The organism is Microbacterium sp., assembly GCF_040394595.1.
In the GTDB taxonomy this organism is placed as follows: Bacteria; Actinomycetota; Actinomycetes; order Actinomycetales; family Microbacteriaceae; genus Microbacterium.
The window spans coordinates 126,166-140,020 of the sequence record NZ_JBEBSA010000001.1; the positions used below are offsets into that span (position 1 = coordinate 126,166).

A 13,855-nucleotide genomic window follows, 5' to 3' on the forward strand; every position below is an offset into this window, starting at 1 on the left:
TCGCCGGAAAGGACCACACTATCGCCCGGGGAGCGCCAGCGGAGGCGGTCACTCCCCCTGCGGAGGCAGGGCGGCGATGATCGGATGGTCGTGGTGGATCACGCCGACCTTGGCGGCGCCACCGGGCGAGCCGACCTCCTCGAAGAACTCCACATTCGCCTTGTAATAATCCGCCCACTCCTCCGGCAGATCATCCTCGTAATAGATCGCCTCCACCGGACACACCGGCTCACACGCACCACAATCCACACACTCATCCGGATGGATGTACAACGACCGCTCACCCTCATAGATGCAGTCCACCGGACACTCATCCACGCAGGCGCGGTCCTTCACGTCGACACACGGCAACGCGATCACATACGTCATGAGAGCCCTCTCCCGTCCTCGTTCCTTCGAGCCTATGATCTCAAGTGAACTTGAGATCAAGCGGAGAAGGAGGACAGGATGCCGGACATCGCGCACGAGCCGGAGGAGCTCCTGACGATCGGGGAGATGAGCAGTCGCACGGGCGTCGCCGTATCGGCGCTCCGCTACTACGAGGAGCTCGGCCTCATCGCCTCCGAGCGCACCTCGGGCAATCAGCGGCGCTACCGCCGCCACATGCTCCGGAGGGTGTCCCTCGTGTCCGTCGCGAAGCGGCTCGGTATCCCCCTCGCCGACGTGCAGGATGCCTTCTCCTCCGTGCCATTGGACCGGATGCCGAGCCACGAGGACTGGCAGCGGGCCTCCCGGCAGTGGAAGCACCGGCTCGAGGAGCGCCGACGCGGTATCGAGAGGCTGGAGCACGAACTCACGGGATGCATCGGCTGCGGCTGCCTGTCCATGAAGGCCTGCGCCCTGCTCAATCCCGACGACGCCCTCGCGGCGACCGGATCCGGCCCTCGTCGCCTCGAGGACATCCCCGAGGACTGAGCGCCACCGGTCCGATTTGACCTCAAGTCGACTTGAGGTCTTACCGTGGATCACGTCGCCACGATCACGCCGACCGCGACGACCTTCCGCCTCAGAAAGGACCGCGCCATGAGCGTGTACACGCTGCCCGAACTCCCCTACGACTACTCCGCCCTCGCGCCGCACATCTCGGCGACGATCATGGAGCTGCACCACTCGAAGCACCACCAGGCCTACGTCACCGGTGCCAACACCGCGCTCGAGCAGCTCGCCGACGCCCGCGAGAAGGGCGATCTCGCCGGCGTCAACAAGCTGGAGAAGGACCTGGCCTTCAACCTCGGCGGCCATGTGAACCACAGCGTGTTCTGGCAGAACATGTCGCCCGACGGCGGCGGCGCACCGGAGGGCGAACTCGCTGCCGCCCTGGAGGACTCGTTCGGCTCGATCGACGCCTTCCGCGCGCATTTCACGGCGACCGCGCTCGGCGTGCAGGGCTCCGGCTGGTCGGTGCTCGCCTGGGACTCCGTCGGATCCCGCCCCCTGATCTTCCAGATGTTCGACCAGCAGTCGAACGTGCCGCTCGGCGTCACCCCTCTGCTGCAGCTCGACGTCTGGGAGCACGCGTACTACCTCGACTACAAGAACGTCCGCGCCGACTACGTCAAGGCGTTCTGGGAGATCGTCAACTGGGAGGACGTCGCGCGGCGTTTCACGGCTGCGCGCGACTGACCCCGACCGATCCCCCCGCCCGGCCGCCCCGTGGCGGCCGGGCCTCGAGAAGCGAGCACACACGTGACATCCTCCCCACTCCGCGTCGCCGTGGTCGGCGCCGGACCGGCCGGCATCTTCACCGCCGACATCCTCACCCGCCAGAACCGGGACGTGCAGGTCGACCTCTTCGAGCGCCTCCCCGTGCCGTACGGACTCGTCCGCTACGGGGTCGCCCCGGACCACCCCCGTATCAAGGCCATCATCGATGCACTCCAGGAGGCACTGGGGAGCGGGACCATCCGTCTGATCGCGGGCGTCGACGTCGGTGTCGACCTCCCTCTGGACGCGCTGCGCACCGTCTACGACGCCGTGGTGATCTCCACCGGAGCAGACGACGACGCGCCCCTGTCCGTGCCCGGCGTCGACCTGCCGGGGAGCTTCGGCGCCTCGGCGTTCGTCTCCTGGTACGACGCCCATCCCGACGCGCCGCAGGACTGGCCGCTGGACGCCGAGCAGGTGGCGGTGATCGGCGCGGGGAACGTGGCCCTCGACGTCGCACGGATGCTGGCCAAGCACGCGACAGACCTCCTCCCGACCGAGATCCCCGATCACGTGCACGCGGGTCTCGCCGCGAGCCGGGTCACCGACGTGCATCTCTTCGCCCGTCGCGGCCCGGCCGAGGCCGCCTTCTCCCCCCTGGAGCTACGTGAGCTCGGGGAGGTTCCCGACGTGGACGTGGTCGTCGATCCGGCGGACATGGTGTTCGATCGGTCGTCGGATGCGCTGTTGGCCGCCTCGCGGCAGCGTCGGATCGTCGCGAAGACCGTCGTCGCGTGGTCGGAGCGCGATCCCGCGACGATGCGCGCGTCGCGGCGCATCCATCTGCACTTCATGCAGGCGCCCGTGCGGATCGACGGCGATGCGCACGTCGCATCCCTCACCCTCGAACGCACCCGGCACCGGGCGAACGGTACCGTGGAGGGCACGGGCGAGCTCGTCTCCTATCCCGTCGGGCAGGTCTACCGGGCCATCGGGTACGCAAGCAGCGCCGTCCCCGGGGCCCCCTTCGACGCCCTCCGCCGGAGGATCCCGCACGAGAAGGGCCGCGTGCTCGACGCCGACGGCTCCGTCGTCTCCGGGCTCTACGTCAGCGGGTGGATCAAGAGGGGCCCGGTGGGGCTCATCGGCTCGACCAAATCGGACTCCCTCGAGACCGTAACCCGTCTGATGGAGGACGCCGAGGCGCACGCGGACGCCGGAGGGCGCCCCGACCCGCTCCCCGGGCTGCTCGATCGCCATGGCCTCACCGGGATCGGCTGGGACGGATGGCTGCGGGTGGATCGGCGGGAGCGCGAGCTCGGCGACGAGCGTGGTCGCGAACGCATCAAGATCTTCTCCCGCGAGGAGATGTCCGCGGTGGCGCGTGCGGAGAGCACGGTGCGCGCATGATCGTCGAGACCGAGCCGCTGTACGACAGCTTCGCGCTCTACGGCAGCGGGGTGACGCTGGTGTCCGTGCGCGACGCCGATCAGCATCGCTTCTTCATCGCCGGCTCCGTGCTGACCGCTTCGGTCGCGCCCTTCACGCTCGCCGTCTCGGTGGGAGAGGACCGGGACGCGCTGCCCGCGATCCGGCGGGGCGAGCCCTGGGCGCTCACCGTGCTCGGCGAGCATCATGCACCCCTGGTCCGGGCCCTCACCTCCCGCAGCACGATGAGGAGCGAACGCCTCGCCGCCCTCGCGGACGCAGGAGCGGAGGCCTCGGCGGAGGGCCCGCTGTGGCTGCCGGACGGACTGGTGACGTTCTGGTGCCGTGTGCGCGATGCGGTTCCGGTCAATGACCAGGTGCTGCTGACCGGTGACGTCGGACGCGGCAGCCTGCCCGGCGACAGCACGCCGCTCCTCCGATGGAAGCACGCCTTCCGCGGCGCGCGCGATCTGGAGCAGCGAGGAGACGCGTGATCGGCCCGCGGATCCGCTGAGGGCGGAGAACCGCAGACAGGGTGCACGCCGAGGACGATACTGGTCGCATGAGGATGCTGATGCTCGGCGGAACGGGATGGCTCGGCGAGGCCGTCGTGCGCACCGCGATCGAGCGGGGACACGACGTCACCTGCGTGGCACGACGGTCGTCCGCTCCGGACGGCGCTGCCGTCCTCGTGGCGGACCGGGACCTCGACGACGCGCTGCGCCCCCTGACGGACTCCCGCTGGGACGTGGTCGTCGACGTCGCGACGCAGCCCGGACACGTCCGCCGCGCGGTGAGGGACCTCGAGCGGATCGCCGACCGCTATGTGTACGTCTCGTCCTGCAGCGCGTACTCGTCGCTGTCCGTTCCGGGCATCGACGAGGGTGCCCCCGTCCATCCGCCCCTCGTCGAGGACGTCATGACGACGTGGGAGGACTACGGCTCCGCGAAGTCGGCCTGCGAACGAGCGGTGCAGGAGGGCTTCGGCGACGGCAGATCGGTGATCGTGCGACCCGGCCTCATCGGAGGACCGGGAGACGCGAGCGGACGCACCTCGTATTGGCCGCTGCGACTCGCCCGCCCGTCCACGCCCGCCGGCGAGGTGCTCGTGCCGGACGCGCCGGAGCTGCCCACATCGATCATCGACGTCCGCGACCTCGCCGCCTGGATCGTCCGTCTCGCGGAACGGTCTTCCGGCGGCGTCTTCAACGCGGTCGGTGATCCCGTGCCGCTCTCCGTGCATCTCGCGACCGCCGCGGAGATCGCCGGCCACCGCGGCGCCCTCACGCCGGCCGACGAGCACTGGCTGATCTCGCAGGGGGTGTCGCAATGGGCGGGCCCGCAGTCGCTCCCGCTGTGGGTCGCCGACGACACCGTGCTCGGGATCGGCGCGCTCTCCAACGCGCTCGCCCGTGCACACGGACTCGCGCTCCGTCCGCTCGCCGAGACGCTGCGCGACACCCTGGAGTGGGCGCAGCGCGAGGGAGTGCCGACGGCGACGCGGGCCGGTCTCTCCGACGAGGACGAGCGCCGCCTGCTCGCCGCCCTCCCCGGCTGATCAGAGCGTGAGGAGGGCCTTCGCCGTCTTCGCCGCCGCGGACGACCCCGAGAAGCCCGAGAGCCATTCGCGGAGCGCCGGGTCGGCGACGCGGCCGCCTCGTCGGACGGACTCGTCCAGGAGCACGGTGAGCAGCGCCCCGAGCCCCCTCGCCTTGCGGTCGATCGCGGGCATCAACGCCGAGAGCACCTCGACCACCGTCTCCGGCGCGAGCATCGCGGCGTCGGCGAACGAGGCCGCCCACCGCGTGAGCACGATGCCCGGTGCGCACGCCGCGAATCCCCGTGCCGCCTCCGCGGCTGCCAGCCGAACCGGCACGGCGGCGACCAGCAGCTCCGCCGCCTGCGCCCGGAGCTCCGCCACGGCGCCCGCCATCCCGAGGGCCACGAGCTGAACGGTCTCGGCGGTCCATATGCCGGGGTGCCCAGAGAGCGAGGCGAGGATCGACACCGCCCGATGCTCCACCGTGTCCTGCGCCGCCGAGTTCATGAGGCGAAGGCCTGCCGCAGTGAGCGGCAGCGTGGAGGACGGCTCCACGAGTGCCAGCTGCGCGGCGGTGAGCTCGGTCACCCCGTGATAGTGCTCGTACCACCCGCGCGTGCCCGTCCCGATGAATGCCGGGTTGACCATCGACGGCTGCTCCGCCCGCTCGGCCACGACCACCGGATCCCACCACACCCACTGCGGGGTGCCGTCGGCCTTGCGCGTCTCCGACCCCCGGCTGCGCCACTCGATCTCGATGCTCTCGGTGGCCGCGGGCGGCACGACGCCCAGCTCGGCGGCGAGTCGCGCACGCTCGTCGGGAGACACCCTCAGGAGCGCCTGCGCGAGGTCGGCCGGTGGCGCGTCCCTCCGGAACCGGTCGCGCAGCGCCACGGCGTCCACCCGCCCGTGCGAATCCGTCGGGGTGGCGAGCAGCGGACCCCGCGGCGCCCGCCCCTGCAGCATCGCGGCGACCTCCCGTAGCCGGGTCACGTAGCTCGGCAGCACCGTCAGCTGTTCGGCCGTCGGCAGCGCGCGGCGCTCTCCGCGGACGGTCGTCTCCACGCCGTCCGCCCAGTGCGTGGAGACCTCCTGCCAGTAGCGCTGCGGGAGGAACTCCGTGTCGGAGTCGAGCGCCGCCACGAGGAGCACGGCCGGATAGTGCTGTTCGTCGCGCTCGGCGAGGGTTCGCGCCCTCTTGCCCAGCGGAGCCAGCAGCTCGGCGGCCCGCGCGTCGTCGACGAGCCAGGACAGCGCCAGCTCGAACTCGAGGGCGTCGGCGGGGTCCTCCAGCAGCGCGGCGTACCGCTCCACCGCGTCATCGGCGGTCCAGGCCGTGACGGAGACCGCGGGAGCCGCCTCCGCGGCGACGGCGGCGACGTCCGGCGCCGCAGCCTGCGCCACCGTGGCCACCGGGAGGAGCGCGGCCGCGACGGCGGGCGCGAGCACATCGCGCTGCTCCTCGACCAGATCGATCCGGCCGAGGCTCCGCAGCGCACCCCCGACCGCTCGCTGCACGTCGGCGTGCGGGTGTCCGAGCCCGACCGTGAGCACCTCCGCGACCCGGTCTCCGCCGACGACGTTCGACGACGCCAGTTCCTCGAGGATCTTCACGACTGGCATCGCTGCGGACTTCGGCCCGGTCAGCGCCGGTGCGCAGGCGTCGACGAACGAGTCGGCGTCGAGGAGCCCGGCCTTCTGCACCGGTACGAGATGCTTGACCGCGAACGACACCGTCGCGGTGACCGTCGACCCCAGGCACCTCGTCAACAGCGCCTGATCGGCGGCCGCCTCGGACGGGGTCGGCGCGAGGGCGGCGTAGACGCGGGAGAACCATCCCGCGCGGTACGCGGAGAAGTCGCGGTTGAGCGCCTCGAGACAGGAGCGCAGCGTGCGCACCCGATCCAGCGTGCCCTCCTCGACGAGCAGCACGACGGAGTTGTGCCAGTTCAGCTCGGGCGGGGAGAACTTGTCGATGTTGGCGAGGGACACCTCTCCTCCGCCTTCGACCTCGAAGATGCGCCAGAAGACCGTCTCCCGTAGGTCGTGATCGTTCCGCAGCAGATGCAGGCGGACCTCCTGCTCATACCGCCCCGCCAGGGTTCCGACCAGTGCGAGCACGTAGTCGTCGGTGTGCTCGACCGTCAGGCCGCCGAACAGCTCGTTGAGCCGGAGCTGCACGAACACGGGCCTCTGCACCCAGATCCGGGTCAGCTCGGCCAGGCGCGCCGGCGAACCGTCCACGGCGGCCATGTCCTCGTCCTGCACCGTCATCATCGCGTCGTAGAGCTCGCGCAGCGACGCACCGCCGGCGACGAGGCGCCCGGTGTCCGCATAGAACCGATAGCTGTTCTCGTAGCCGCTCATCGGCTCCCTCCCTCTCCTGCGGCGATGTCCGCCGCGTCCTGCGCCGGATCGGCACCCCGCGGGGCGACCGCGAGGAAGCACGAGCGCGACGTCCGGCCCTCCGCCGCGAGCAGCCGGGACGCGGGCAGCGTCCGTGCGGGCGCGGCCCGATCGGATTCGTCCACCGCGGCGAACGCGTTCCGGATCGCGTCGAGATCGGACGGGTCCTCCCCCTCCGCGACCGCCCTCAGCAGACGTCTGCGCTCGACGATCCCGCTCATCCGCGTTCCCGATCCCCCGCCACGAGACGCGCGGCGAGGACGTGCTTGCACGGACCTCGGGTTCCGCGGTGCTTCGCACGCCACGGGCACGTGCAGCGATCGTCCACGGGATCCGCCGCGAGGGCGACCTCGTACGGCGTTCCGCCCGAGTCCACGACGAACCTGCCGTCGGCGCCTCGTCGCACGCTTCCGGCGTCCGCGAGCATCCGCGCATCGGCCAGTCTCGGGTGCAGCATCCCCAGGAGCTCCGGCCGAACGGGAAGGGGACGATGGAAGAACGCGCCGGTGTGCAGGTCGTACCCCACCAGTCCCTGCGAGGCGAGCGCGGCCAGCCCTCCCCGCACGCGAGACTCGGACAGCCCCGCCGTCTGCGAGAGCAGGGGGATGTCGATCCGCGGTTCGAACGCCAGCAGCGCCCCGAGCAGATCCGCGTCGCCGGCTCCGTCCGCACCGGCGAGGGCGTGCAGCACGGCCCCTTCCCCGGAGAAGCCGCGCGCCTTCTCGGGGCTGAGACCCACGGTCACCCGCGCTCCGGGCAGCTCCAGCACCCAGGCGCTCGGCGCGGGGAGGGACGACGCGTCGGCGTCCGGCCCGTAGGCGCGGAGCGACGTCGCGAAGCGCAGCAGGGGCTCGAGCACGCGGAGGCGCTCCGGGCCGGCGACGCAGACGGCGCCGCGAGAAGGACGGGAGGCGAGGCGCAGGGTGCGGGCGGCCTGCGTCGCCCACATCACGGTCTTCGTCGCGGACGATCGGGGCAGCCCCTGTACGAACTGCCGTACCGCGGGCCCGGTCAGCTCGTGGCGGAGCGTCATCCCCGCCGACAGCGTCTGCGTCTCACCGAACCCCTTGAGCCACCGTGCGGGCAGCGGCACGCGCTCCTCGACGATCTCGTGATCGAAGGTCGACACACGGAGCTCGTCGTCGCCGACGCCGAGGTGCAGCGGCTCCGACGGGCGGAGCCCCGCGAGCGCCTGCCGCAGCGGCGGATTGACGTCCACGTTGGTCACGCCGGATGCCGCATACGCCGTGTCGAGCGCGACGGCGTCGACGTCGAGACGGGCGTACACGCCGCAGCAGACGCTGAAGGACTCGAAGCGCAGGCCGTCGGGGCTCGATGTCACGACCGGATCCGCAGCGCGCAGCACGGCGGCCAGCGTGTTCGGCGGCACGTAGAAGCGCGTCCGCGCGACGCGCGCGAGCATCAGCAGGCCGGCGGCGACGACACCCGGATGCTCGGCGAAGCCGGAGAAGAAGTACGGATGCGAGACCGCCCCCGAGGCGTCGGAGCCGCCGCTCGTCGCGAGCGACAGCCGCGCCCCTTCGGAACCCGCCGCGAGCGACGACGCCCCGGCGTAGTCGTACTCGATCGATGACTGCCCCACGCACCCAGACTAGGGGCGGCACCCCGCTCCGGAGAACGCTCGTCAGGACCGGGCCGGCAGGTACGCGATGATCCTCAACTCCGGCGCGTCCTGAGGGGCGAGGGCGATCTGCTCGTACGACACCTCTCCGTCGACCGGATGCAGGAAGCTGCGCCGTCGGGAGGCGAACCGCACCACCTCGTGGTCGTCCCACGCACGGGCGAAGTCCTCGCTCTCCTGCCGGAGCCGGGCGATGAGGCGCACGTGCTCCGGCCCCCCGGCGCGCGTGCCGGTCTCTGCGCGGTACTCCGCGAGGAACCTCCTGCTCGTGACCTCCCAGTCCGGCAGCATCGCCCGCACCGCGGGATGCGTGAAGACGAAGGAGAGGAGGTTGCGCTCCTCCGCATGCGCCGCGGAGACGGCGGGGAAGAGCCGTTCGTAGGAGGAGTTCCAGGCGCAGATGTCCCATCGCCCGTTCAAGGCGAACGCCGGGGCCGGATCGACCGCATCGAGGAGGTGCTGGACGTGGGCCGGCACCTCGTCCGGCGCCGCCGACCCGGCGGCGGGCAGCGGCGCGAACCCCGCGATGCCGAGCACGTAGTCGTGCTCGGCCTGGGTGAGCCGCAGCCCCACCGCGACGGCGTCCAGCACCTGACGCGAGGGACGGATGCTGCGCCCCTGCTCCAGCCAGGTGTACCAGGTGACCGAGACGCCGGAGAGGAACGCGATCTCCTCACGACGGAGTCCGGAGACACGGCTGCGCCCCACGGGTGGAAGGCCGTACTCCGCGCGGTTCGCCGCCGCACGTTTCCGCCGCAGGAACGCTCCGAGCTCGTGCCGGGTCAGCTCCTCCGCGTCCATGCGCCAAAACTATCAGTGCCACTACTAGTAGCAGCGCCGTCTGGGCGTCGCGACCCGATACCGCGAGCATGGGAGGATGCCGATCCTCCGCTCCCGCACCGTCACCCATGGCCGCAACATGGCCGGAGCCCGCGCTCTCATGCGCGCATCGGGGGTCGCCGACTCCGACATCGGCAAGCCGATCGTCGCGGTCGCCAACTCGTTCACGGAGTTCGTGCCGGGGCACACCCATCTGCAGCCCGTGGGCAGGATCGTCTCCGAGGCGATCCATGCCGCGGGGGCCGTGCCCCGCGAGTTCAACACCATCGCGGTCGACGACGGCATCGCGATGGGACACGGCGGCATGCTCTACTCGCTCCCCTCGCGCGATCTGATCGCCGACTCGGTGGAGTACATGGTCAACGCGCACTGCGCGGACGCCCTCGTCTGCATCTCGAACTGCGACAAGATCACGCCGGGGATGCTCATGGCCGCGATGCGCCTCAACATCCCGACGGTGTTCGTGTCGGGGGGCCCGATGGAGGCCGGACGGGTGACGCTGACCGACGGCTCGGTGCGCTCGCTCGATCTGATCAACGCGATCTCCGACGCGGTGGACGAGTCGATCACCGACCGCGACCTCGATCTCATCGAGGAGAACGCCTGCCCGACCTGCGGCTCCTGCTCCGGCATGTTCACCGCGAACTCGATGAACTGCCTCACCGAGGCCATCGGTCTCTCCCTTCCCGGCAACGGCTCGGTGCTCGCGACGCACACCGCGCGCCGCGCGCTGTACGAGCGGGCGGGCGCGACGGTCGTCGACCTCGCGAAGCGCTACTACGAGCAGGACGACGAGTCCGTCCTCCCTCGCGCCATCGCGACGGCGGAGGCCTTCGACAACGCGATGGCCCTCGACATCGCGATGGGCGGATCGACCAATACGATCCTGCACCTGCTCGCCGCCGCCCAGGAAGCGGGCGTCGAGTACGGCCTCGCCGAGATCGATGCGAAGTCCCGCCAGGTGCCGTGCCTCGCGAAGGTCGCGCCGAACGTCGCAGGCGACAAGACCTACTACGTGGAGGACGTGCACCGCGCCGGCGGCATCCCCGCGATCCTCGGCGAGCTGCACCGCGGAGGACTGCTGCACGAGAACGTGCACTCGGTGCACTCCCCGGATCTGGCCTCCTGGCTCGACGAGTGGGATCTTCGCGGCGGCAAGGCCTCCGCGGAGGCGATCGCCCTCTGGCACGCCGCCCCCGGCGGACGTCGCTCATCGACGGCGTTCTCGCAGTCGAATGAGTGGACCTCTCTCGACGAGGACGCCGAGGGCGGCTGCATCCGCTCGGTGGCTCACGCCTACTCGGCCGACGGCGGTCTCGCGGTTCTCCGCGGGAACATCGCCGTCGACGGCGCCGTGGTCAAGACCGCGGGCGTCGACCCGTCGATCTGGACGTTCGAGGGCCCGGCCGTCGTCTGCGAGTCGCAGGAGGAGGCCGTGCAGAAGATCCTCGACAAGACGGTGGGGCCGGGCGACGTCGTCGTCATCCGCTACGAGGGACCCCGGGGCGGTCCCGGCATGCAGGAGATGCTTCACCCGACCTCGTTCCTGAAAGGCCGAGGCCTCGGGAAGAGCTGTGCGCTCATCACGGACGGGCGATTCTCCGGCGGGACGAGCGGCCTCTCGATCGGCCACGTCTCACCCGAAGCGGCGTCGGGCGGGGCGATCGCTCTCGTCGAGGACGGCGACCTCATCCGCATCGACATCCCCACCCGCGCGATCGAGCTGCGCGTCGACCAGGGCGAGCTCGCACGACGTCGCGACGCTCTCGAGTCCGGACGGGGATACCGCCCCGCCGACCGGGAGCGTCCCGTCTCCGTCGCCCTGCGCAGCTACGCGGCGATGGTCACCTCCGCCGATCGCGGGGCCGTGCGCGACCTGACGCTGCTCGACCAGCTGGTCCCGTCCGCGCCCGTCACCATCTGAGGCGGTGCCCTCCGGCGATCAGCCTTCCGCGATCACCCGGTGGTCGTCCCGCAGTGCACGCCGAGGTTCACCTGGATCGCGTCGTTCCGAGGCAGATGCTGCATCTCCGCCGCATGGACGACTCCGTGGTCGAGCGTCCGACGTGCGATGTCGCCCCTCCGGACGAAGTCCGCAGCGACGAGCAGCGGATAGAACCGCCGCCGCAGCTCGGCGTTGACCGTCTTCCGGTCCACGCGACCTCCTTCAGATCATCGACGCTTCCGCCGTAGACGGTCCCGCACCATCGTCGCCGGCGGGCCTCCGCCGATTCGGCTCACCCGGCCAGATGCCGTCGACGAGGCGCCGCGCATACGCTCGGTCGAGCGGAGCGTGCGATACGAGGACTCGGTAGTAGAGAGCGCCGTAGAGGCTGTCGACGAGAAGCTCGAGGTCGACCTCCGGAAGAACCTCCCCCTTCCGCTTCCCCTTCTCGAGTCGCTCGATCGCGGCCCTCCTCTGATCGTCGACGTATCGTTCGCGCAGCGCGGTGGCGACTTCGCCGTCGTGCATGCTCTCGGCGACCAGTGCGAGGTAGGCGCGCCCGGTCTCGCTGCCGAAGAGGTCGATGACGGCCTCGATCTGGGACACCAGGTCGTCGCGGACGCTCCCGTCCTCGGGGAACGCCACCCGAGGCAGGAGCCTTTCTCTCAACGCGTCCATCAGGACCGCCGACTTGGTGGGCCACCACCGGTAGACGGTGGTCTTCGCGACGCCGGCGCGCGCGGCGATCTCCTCCATCGTGACTCCCGGGAGCCCCCGCTCCGCGAGGATCTCCCAGGCAGCGTCCTGGATCTGCGCGGCGGCACGGCTGCGGGGCGAGGCGGTCATGAGGACAAGGCTAGCGAGGGTTGCAACAGAACGCTACGTAGCGTAGCGTTCTGTTGCATGTCACCACGAACCGGAGCACGCTATGAGCGCGGGCGAGACCTGATGGACCGCATCCTCGGCCCCGAGCAGGCTGCCCAGACCCTCGCCGGCTTCGACGAGATCAGTCCGGACTTCGGCACGTACGTGGTCGAGGCAGGCTTCGCCGATGTCTACGGCCGCGAGACCCTGACCCTCCGCGAACGCCAGCTCATCAACGTGGCCGTGCTCACCGCCATCGGCGGCGCGGAGCCACAGCTCGCCCTGCACATGCGGGCGGCGCTGAATGTCGGCGCGACGGAGGAGCAGATCGTCGAGACCGTGTTCCACACGGCGCTCTACGCAGGACACCCCCGCGCCGGGAACGGGCTGCGCGTGGCGCGCGACGTGCTCTCCGCGGCGACGGACGGCGCGAGCTCTCGATGAGCATGCCGTATCGCCGCCTGGGACGCACCGGCATCCAGGTCAGCGCACTCGGCCTCGGCACGATGCACCTCGGCCCGTGGGGCAACGCCGACGCCGACGCTGCGGCAGCGATGGTGCACCGCGCCCTCGACGCGGGAGTGAACCTCGTCGACACCGCGGACATGTATTCCGACGGCGAGTCCGAGCGGATCGTGGGACGCGCGATCCGCGATCGCCGCGATGATGTGGTGCTCGCGACCAAGGCGTTCTTCCCGATGGGCGCGGACGTCAACCGCCGCGGCTCCTCGCGCCGCTGGATCGTGAAAGCGGTCGACGAAAGCCTGCGGCGTCTGGGGACCGATCGCATCGACCTGTACCAGGTGCACCGCCCCGACTACTCCGTCGACCTGGACGAGACCCTCAGCGCGCTCAGCGACCTGGTGCACGCGGGCAAAGTGCTCGCGATCGGCTCGTCGGGATATCCCGCCGAGCGTCAGATGGAGGCGCACTGGATCGCCGACCGTCGGGGCCATGTCCCGTTCCACACCGAACAGTCGCCGTACTCGATCTTCGTGCGCGGAATCGAGAAGCACGTCCTGCCGACGGCCCAGAGGCTCGACATGGGCGTGCTGACCTGGAGCCCGCTGAACAGCGGTTGGCTGACGGGCCGCTTTCGCTCGGAGGCCGATATCGATCTACGCGGTTTCCGCGAGATGATCGGCTACAAGTTCGATCTTCGCCGGGAGGGGAACCGCCGCAAGCTCGATGCCGTCGAGAAGCTCCTTGACCTCGCGGGCCAGACGGGACTCTCCCTGACCCACCTGGCCCTCGCGTTCGCCGCCGCGCATCCCGCCGTCACCTCCGTGCTGATCGGTCCACGCACGCCAGAACAGCTCGACGACCTTCTCGGCGCCGCCGAAGTCGAGCTCGACGACGCCGTGCTCGACCGCATCGATGAGATCGTCCAGCCCGCGACCGACCTCAACCCGGAGGACGTCGACAACACACCCCCGCATCTCGCAGACCCCGCGCTGCGCCGCCGCCATCAGATGCCCCGCAACCAGCCTCCGCCGCTCGACCAGGGTCCGCGATGACGGATCTCGTCGCCCGGCGGCCGCTTCCG

Annotated in this window: 15 protein-coding genes; 8 read left to right on the forward strand and 7 right to left on the reverse strand. The window is 70.8% G+C overall.

Annotated features, from left to right (window positions below):
• Positions 1-48: 48 nt before the first annotated feature.
• Positions 49-369, reverse strand: coding sequence for a ferredoxin (gene fdxA, locus ABWO84_RS00650; protein WP_353111466.1), 321 nt, complete (start codon positions 367-369; stop codon positions 49-51).
• 78 nt (positions 370-447) lie between these two features.
• Between fdxA and soxR the strand changes: the two genes are divergently transcribed.
• From soxR to ABWO84_RS00675, 5 genes are all read left to right on the forward strand, one after another.
• Entirely contained in the window at positions 448-915 is a 468-nt protein-coding gene (soxR, locus tag ABWO84_RS00655) for a redox-sensitive transcriptional activator SoxR (RefSeq protein WP_353111468.1), read from the forward strand.
• A gap of 108 nt (positions 916-1,023) precedes the next feature.
• Entirely contained in the window at positions 1,024-1,623 is a 600-nt protein-coding gene (locus tag ABWO84_RS00660) for a superoxide dismutase (RefSeq protein WP_353111470.1), read from the forward strand.
• Positions 1,624-1,686: 63 nt separating this feature from the next.
• Complete coding sequence (locus ABWO84_RS00665; protein ID WP_353111472.1) at positions 1,687-3,054, forward strand: FAD-dependent oxidoreductase; 1,368 nt, start codon at positions 1,687-1,689, stop codon at positions 3,052-3,054.
• Positions 3,051-3,566, forward strand: a complete 516-nt coding sequence (locus ABWO84_RS00670; RefSeq protein WP_353111474.1) for a flavin reductase family protein — start codon at positions 3,051-3,053, stop codon at positions 3,564-3,566. The genes ABWO84_RS00665 and ABWO84_RS00670 overlap by 4 nt, the downstream gene beginning before the upstream one ends.
• A gap of 68 nt (positions 3,567-3,634) precedes the next feature.
• Positions 3,635-4,630: an NAD-dependent epimerase/dehydratase family protein gene (locus ABWO84_RS00675; protein ID WP_353111476.1), complete on the forward strand. Its 996-nt coding sequence runs from the start codon at positions 3,635-3,637 to the stop codon at positions 4,628-4,630.
• Here the strand turns inward: ABWO84_RS00675 and ABWO84_RS00680 are convergent, their stop codons facing one another.
• Genes ABWO84_RS00680 through ABWO84_RS00695 form a run of 4 tightly spaced genes read right to left on the reverse strand, consistent with a single transcriptional unit; the run spans position 4,631 to position 9,461 of the window.
• On the reverse strand, positions 4,631-6,979 hold the full coding sequence (locus ABWO84_RS00680) for a DUF6493 family protein (protein WP_353111478.1): 2,349 nt from the start codon (positions 6,977-6,979) through the stop codon (positions 4,631-4,633).
• Positions 6,976-7,239 (reverse strand): hypothetical protein, encoded by a 264-nt coding sequence (locus tag ABWO84_RS00685; protein WP_353111480.1) that lies wholly within the window; start codon positions 7,237-7,239, stop codon positions 6,976-6,978. The genes ABWO84_RS00680 and ABWO84_RS00685 overlap by 4 nt, the downstream gene beginning before the upstream one ends.
• Positions 7,236-8,621 (reverse strand): SWIM zinc finger family protein, encoded by a 1,386-nt coding sequence (locus ABWO84_RS00690; protein WP_353111482.1) that lies wholly within the window; start codon positions 8,619-8,621, stop codon positions 7,236-7,238. The genes ABWO84_RS00685 and ABWO84_RS00690 overlap by 4 nt, the downstream gene beginning before the upstream one ends.
• 42 nt (positions 8,622-8,663) lie before the next feature.
• The gene (locus ABWO84_RS00695; protein WP_353111484.1) at positions 8,664-9,461 is read right to left on the reverse strand and encodes a helix-turn-helix transcriptional regulator; all 798 of its coding nucleotides are present in this window, start codon (positions 9,459-9,461) and stop codon (positions 8,664-8,666) included.
• A gap of 76 nt (positions 9,462-9,537) precedes the next feature.
• On the opposite strand from ABWO84_RS00695, the gene ilvD reads away from it, so the two are divergent.
• Positions 9,538-11,424 (forward strand): dihydroxy-acid dehydratase, encoded by a 1,887-nt coding sequence (gene ilvD / locus ABWO84_RS00700; protein ID WP_353111486.1) that lies wholly within the window; start codon positions 9,538-9,540, stop codon positions 11,422-11,424.
• 32 nt (positions 11,425-11,456) lie between these two features.
• Here the strand turns inward: ilvD and ABWO84_RS00705 are convergent, their stop codons facing one another.
• Both ABWO84_RS00705 and ABWO84_RS00710 read right to left on the reverse strand, forming a co-directional pair.
• Positions 11,457-11,657, reverse strand: coding sequence for a hypothetical protein (locus tag ABWO84_RS00705; protein ID WP_353111488.1), 201 nt, complete (start codon positions 11,655-11,657; stop codon positions 11,457-11,459).
• 10 nt (positions 11,658-11,667) lie between these two features.
• A complete protein-coding gene (locus tag ABWO84_RS00710; protein ID WP_353111490.1) occupies positions 11,668-12,291 on the reverse strand; it encodes a TetR/AcrR family transcriptional regulator in 624 nt (207 codons plus the stop codon).
• Between the two features lie 57 nt (positions 12,292-12,348).
• Between ABWO84_RS00710 and ABWO84_RS00715 the strand changes: the two genes are divergently transcribed.
• Together ABWO84_RS00715 and ABWO84_RS00720 are read left to right on the forward strand one after the other, a co-directional pair.
• A complete protein-coding gene (locus ABWO84_RS00715; protein WP_353111492.1) occupies positions 12,349-12,753 on the forward strand; it encodes a carboxymuconolactone decarboxylase family protein in 405 nt (134 codons plus the stop codon).
• A complete protein-coding gene (locus tag ABWO84_RS00720) occupies positions 12,750-13,826 on the forward strand; it encodes an aldo/keto reductase (RefSeq protein ID WP_353111494.1) in 1,077 nt (358 codons plus the stop codon). The genes ABWO84_RS00715 and ABWO84_RS00720 overlap by 4 nt, the downstream gene beginning before the upstream one ends.
• Positions 13,827-13,855 lie beyond the last annotated feature (29 nt).

Bases quoted from the DNA above. Each gene is read 5' to 3' on its own strand.
- ABWO84_RS00685 (WP_353111480.1), bottom strand. From the start codon at position 7,239: ATGAGCGGGATCGTCGAGCGCAGACGTCTGCTGAGGGCGGTCGCGGAG.
- ABWO84_RS00675 (WP_353111476.1), top strand. From the start codon at position 3,635: ATGAGGATGCTGATGCTCGGCGGAACGGGATGGCTCGGCGAGGCCGTC.
- ABWO84_RS00720 (WP_353111494.1), top strand. From the start codon at position 12,750: ATGAGCATGCCGTATCGCCGCCTGGGACGCACCGGCATCCAGGTCAGC.
- ABWO84_RS00710 (WP_353111490.1), bottom strand. From the start codon at position 12,291: ATGACCGCCTCGCCCCGCAGCCGTGCCGCCGCGCAGATCCAGGACGCT.
- soxR (WP_353111468.1), top strand. From the start codon at position 448: ATGCCGGACATCGCGCACGAGCCGGAGGAGCTCCTGACGATCGGGGAG.
- fdxA (WP_353111466.1), bottom strand. From the start codon at position 369: ATGACGTATGTGATCGCGTTGCCGTGTGTCGACGTGAAGGACCGCGCC.
- ABWO84_RS00680 (WP_353111478.1), bottom strand. From the start codon at position 6,979: ATGAGCGGCTACGAGAACAGCTATCGGTTCTATGCGGACACCGGGCGC.
- ilvD (WP_353111486.1), top strand. From the start codon at position 9,538: ATGCCGATCCTCCGCTCCCGCACCGTCACCCATGGCCGCAACATGGCC.
- ABWO84_RS00670 (WP_353111474.1), top strand. From the start codon at position 3,051: ATGATCGTCGAGACCGAGCCGCTGTACGACAGCTTCGCGCTCTACGGC.
- ABWO84_RS00695 (WP_353111484.1), bottom strand. From the start codon at position 9,461: ATGGACGCGGAGGAGCTGACCCGGCACGAGCTCGGAGCGTTCCTGCGG.
- ABWO84_RS00715 (WP_353111492.1), top strand. From the start codon at position 12,349: ATGTCACCACGAACCGGAGCACGCTATGAGCGCGGGCGAGACCTGATG.
- ABWO84_RS00660 (WP_353111470.1), top strand. From the start codon at position 1,024: ATGAGCGTGTACACGCTGCCCGAACTCCCCTACGACTACTCCGCCCTC.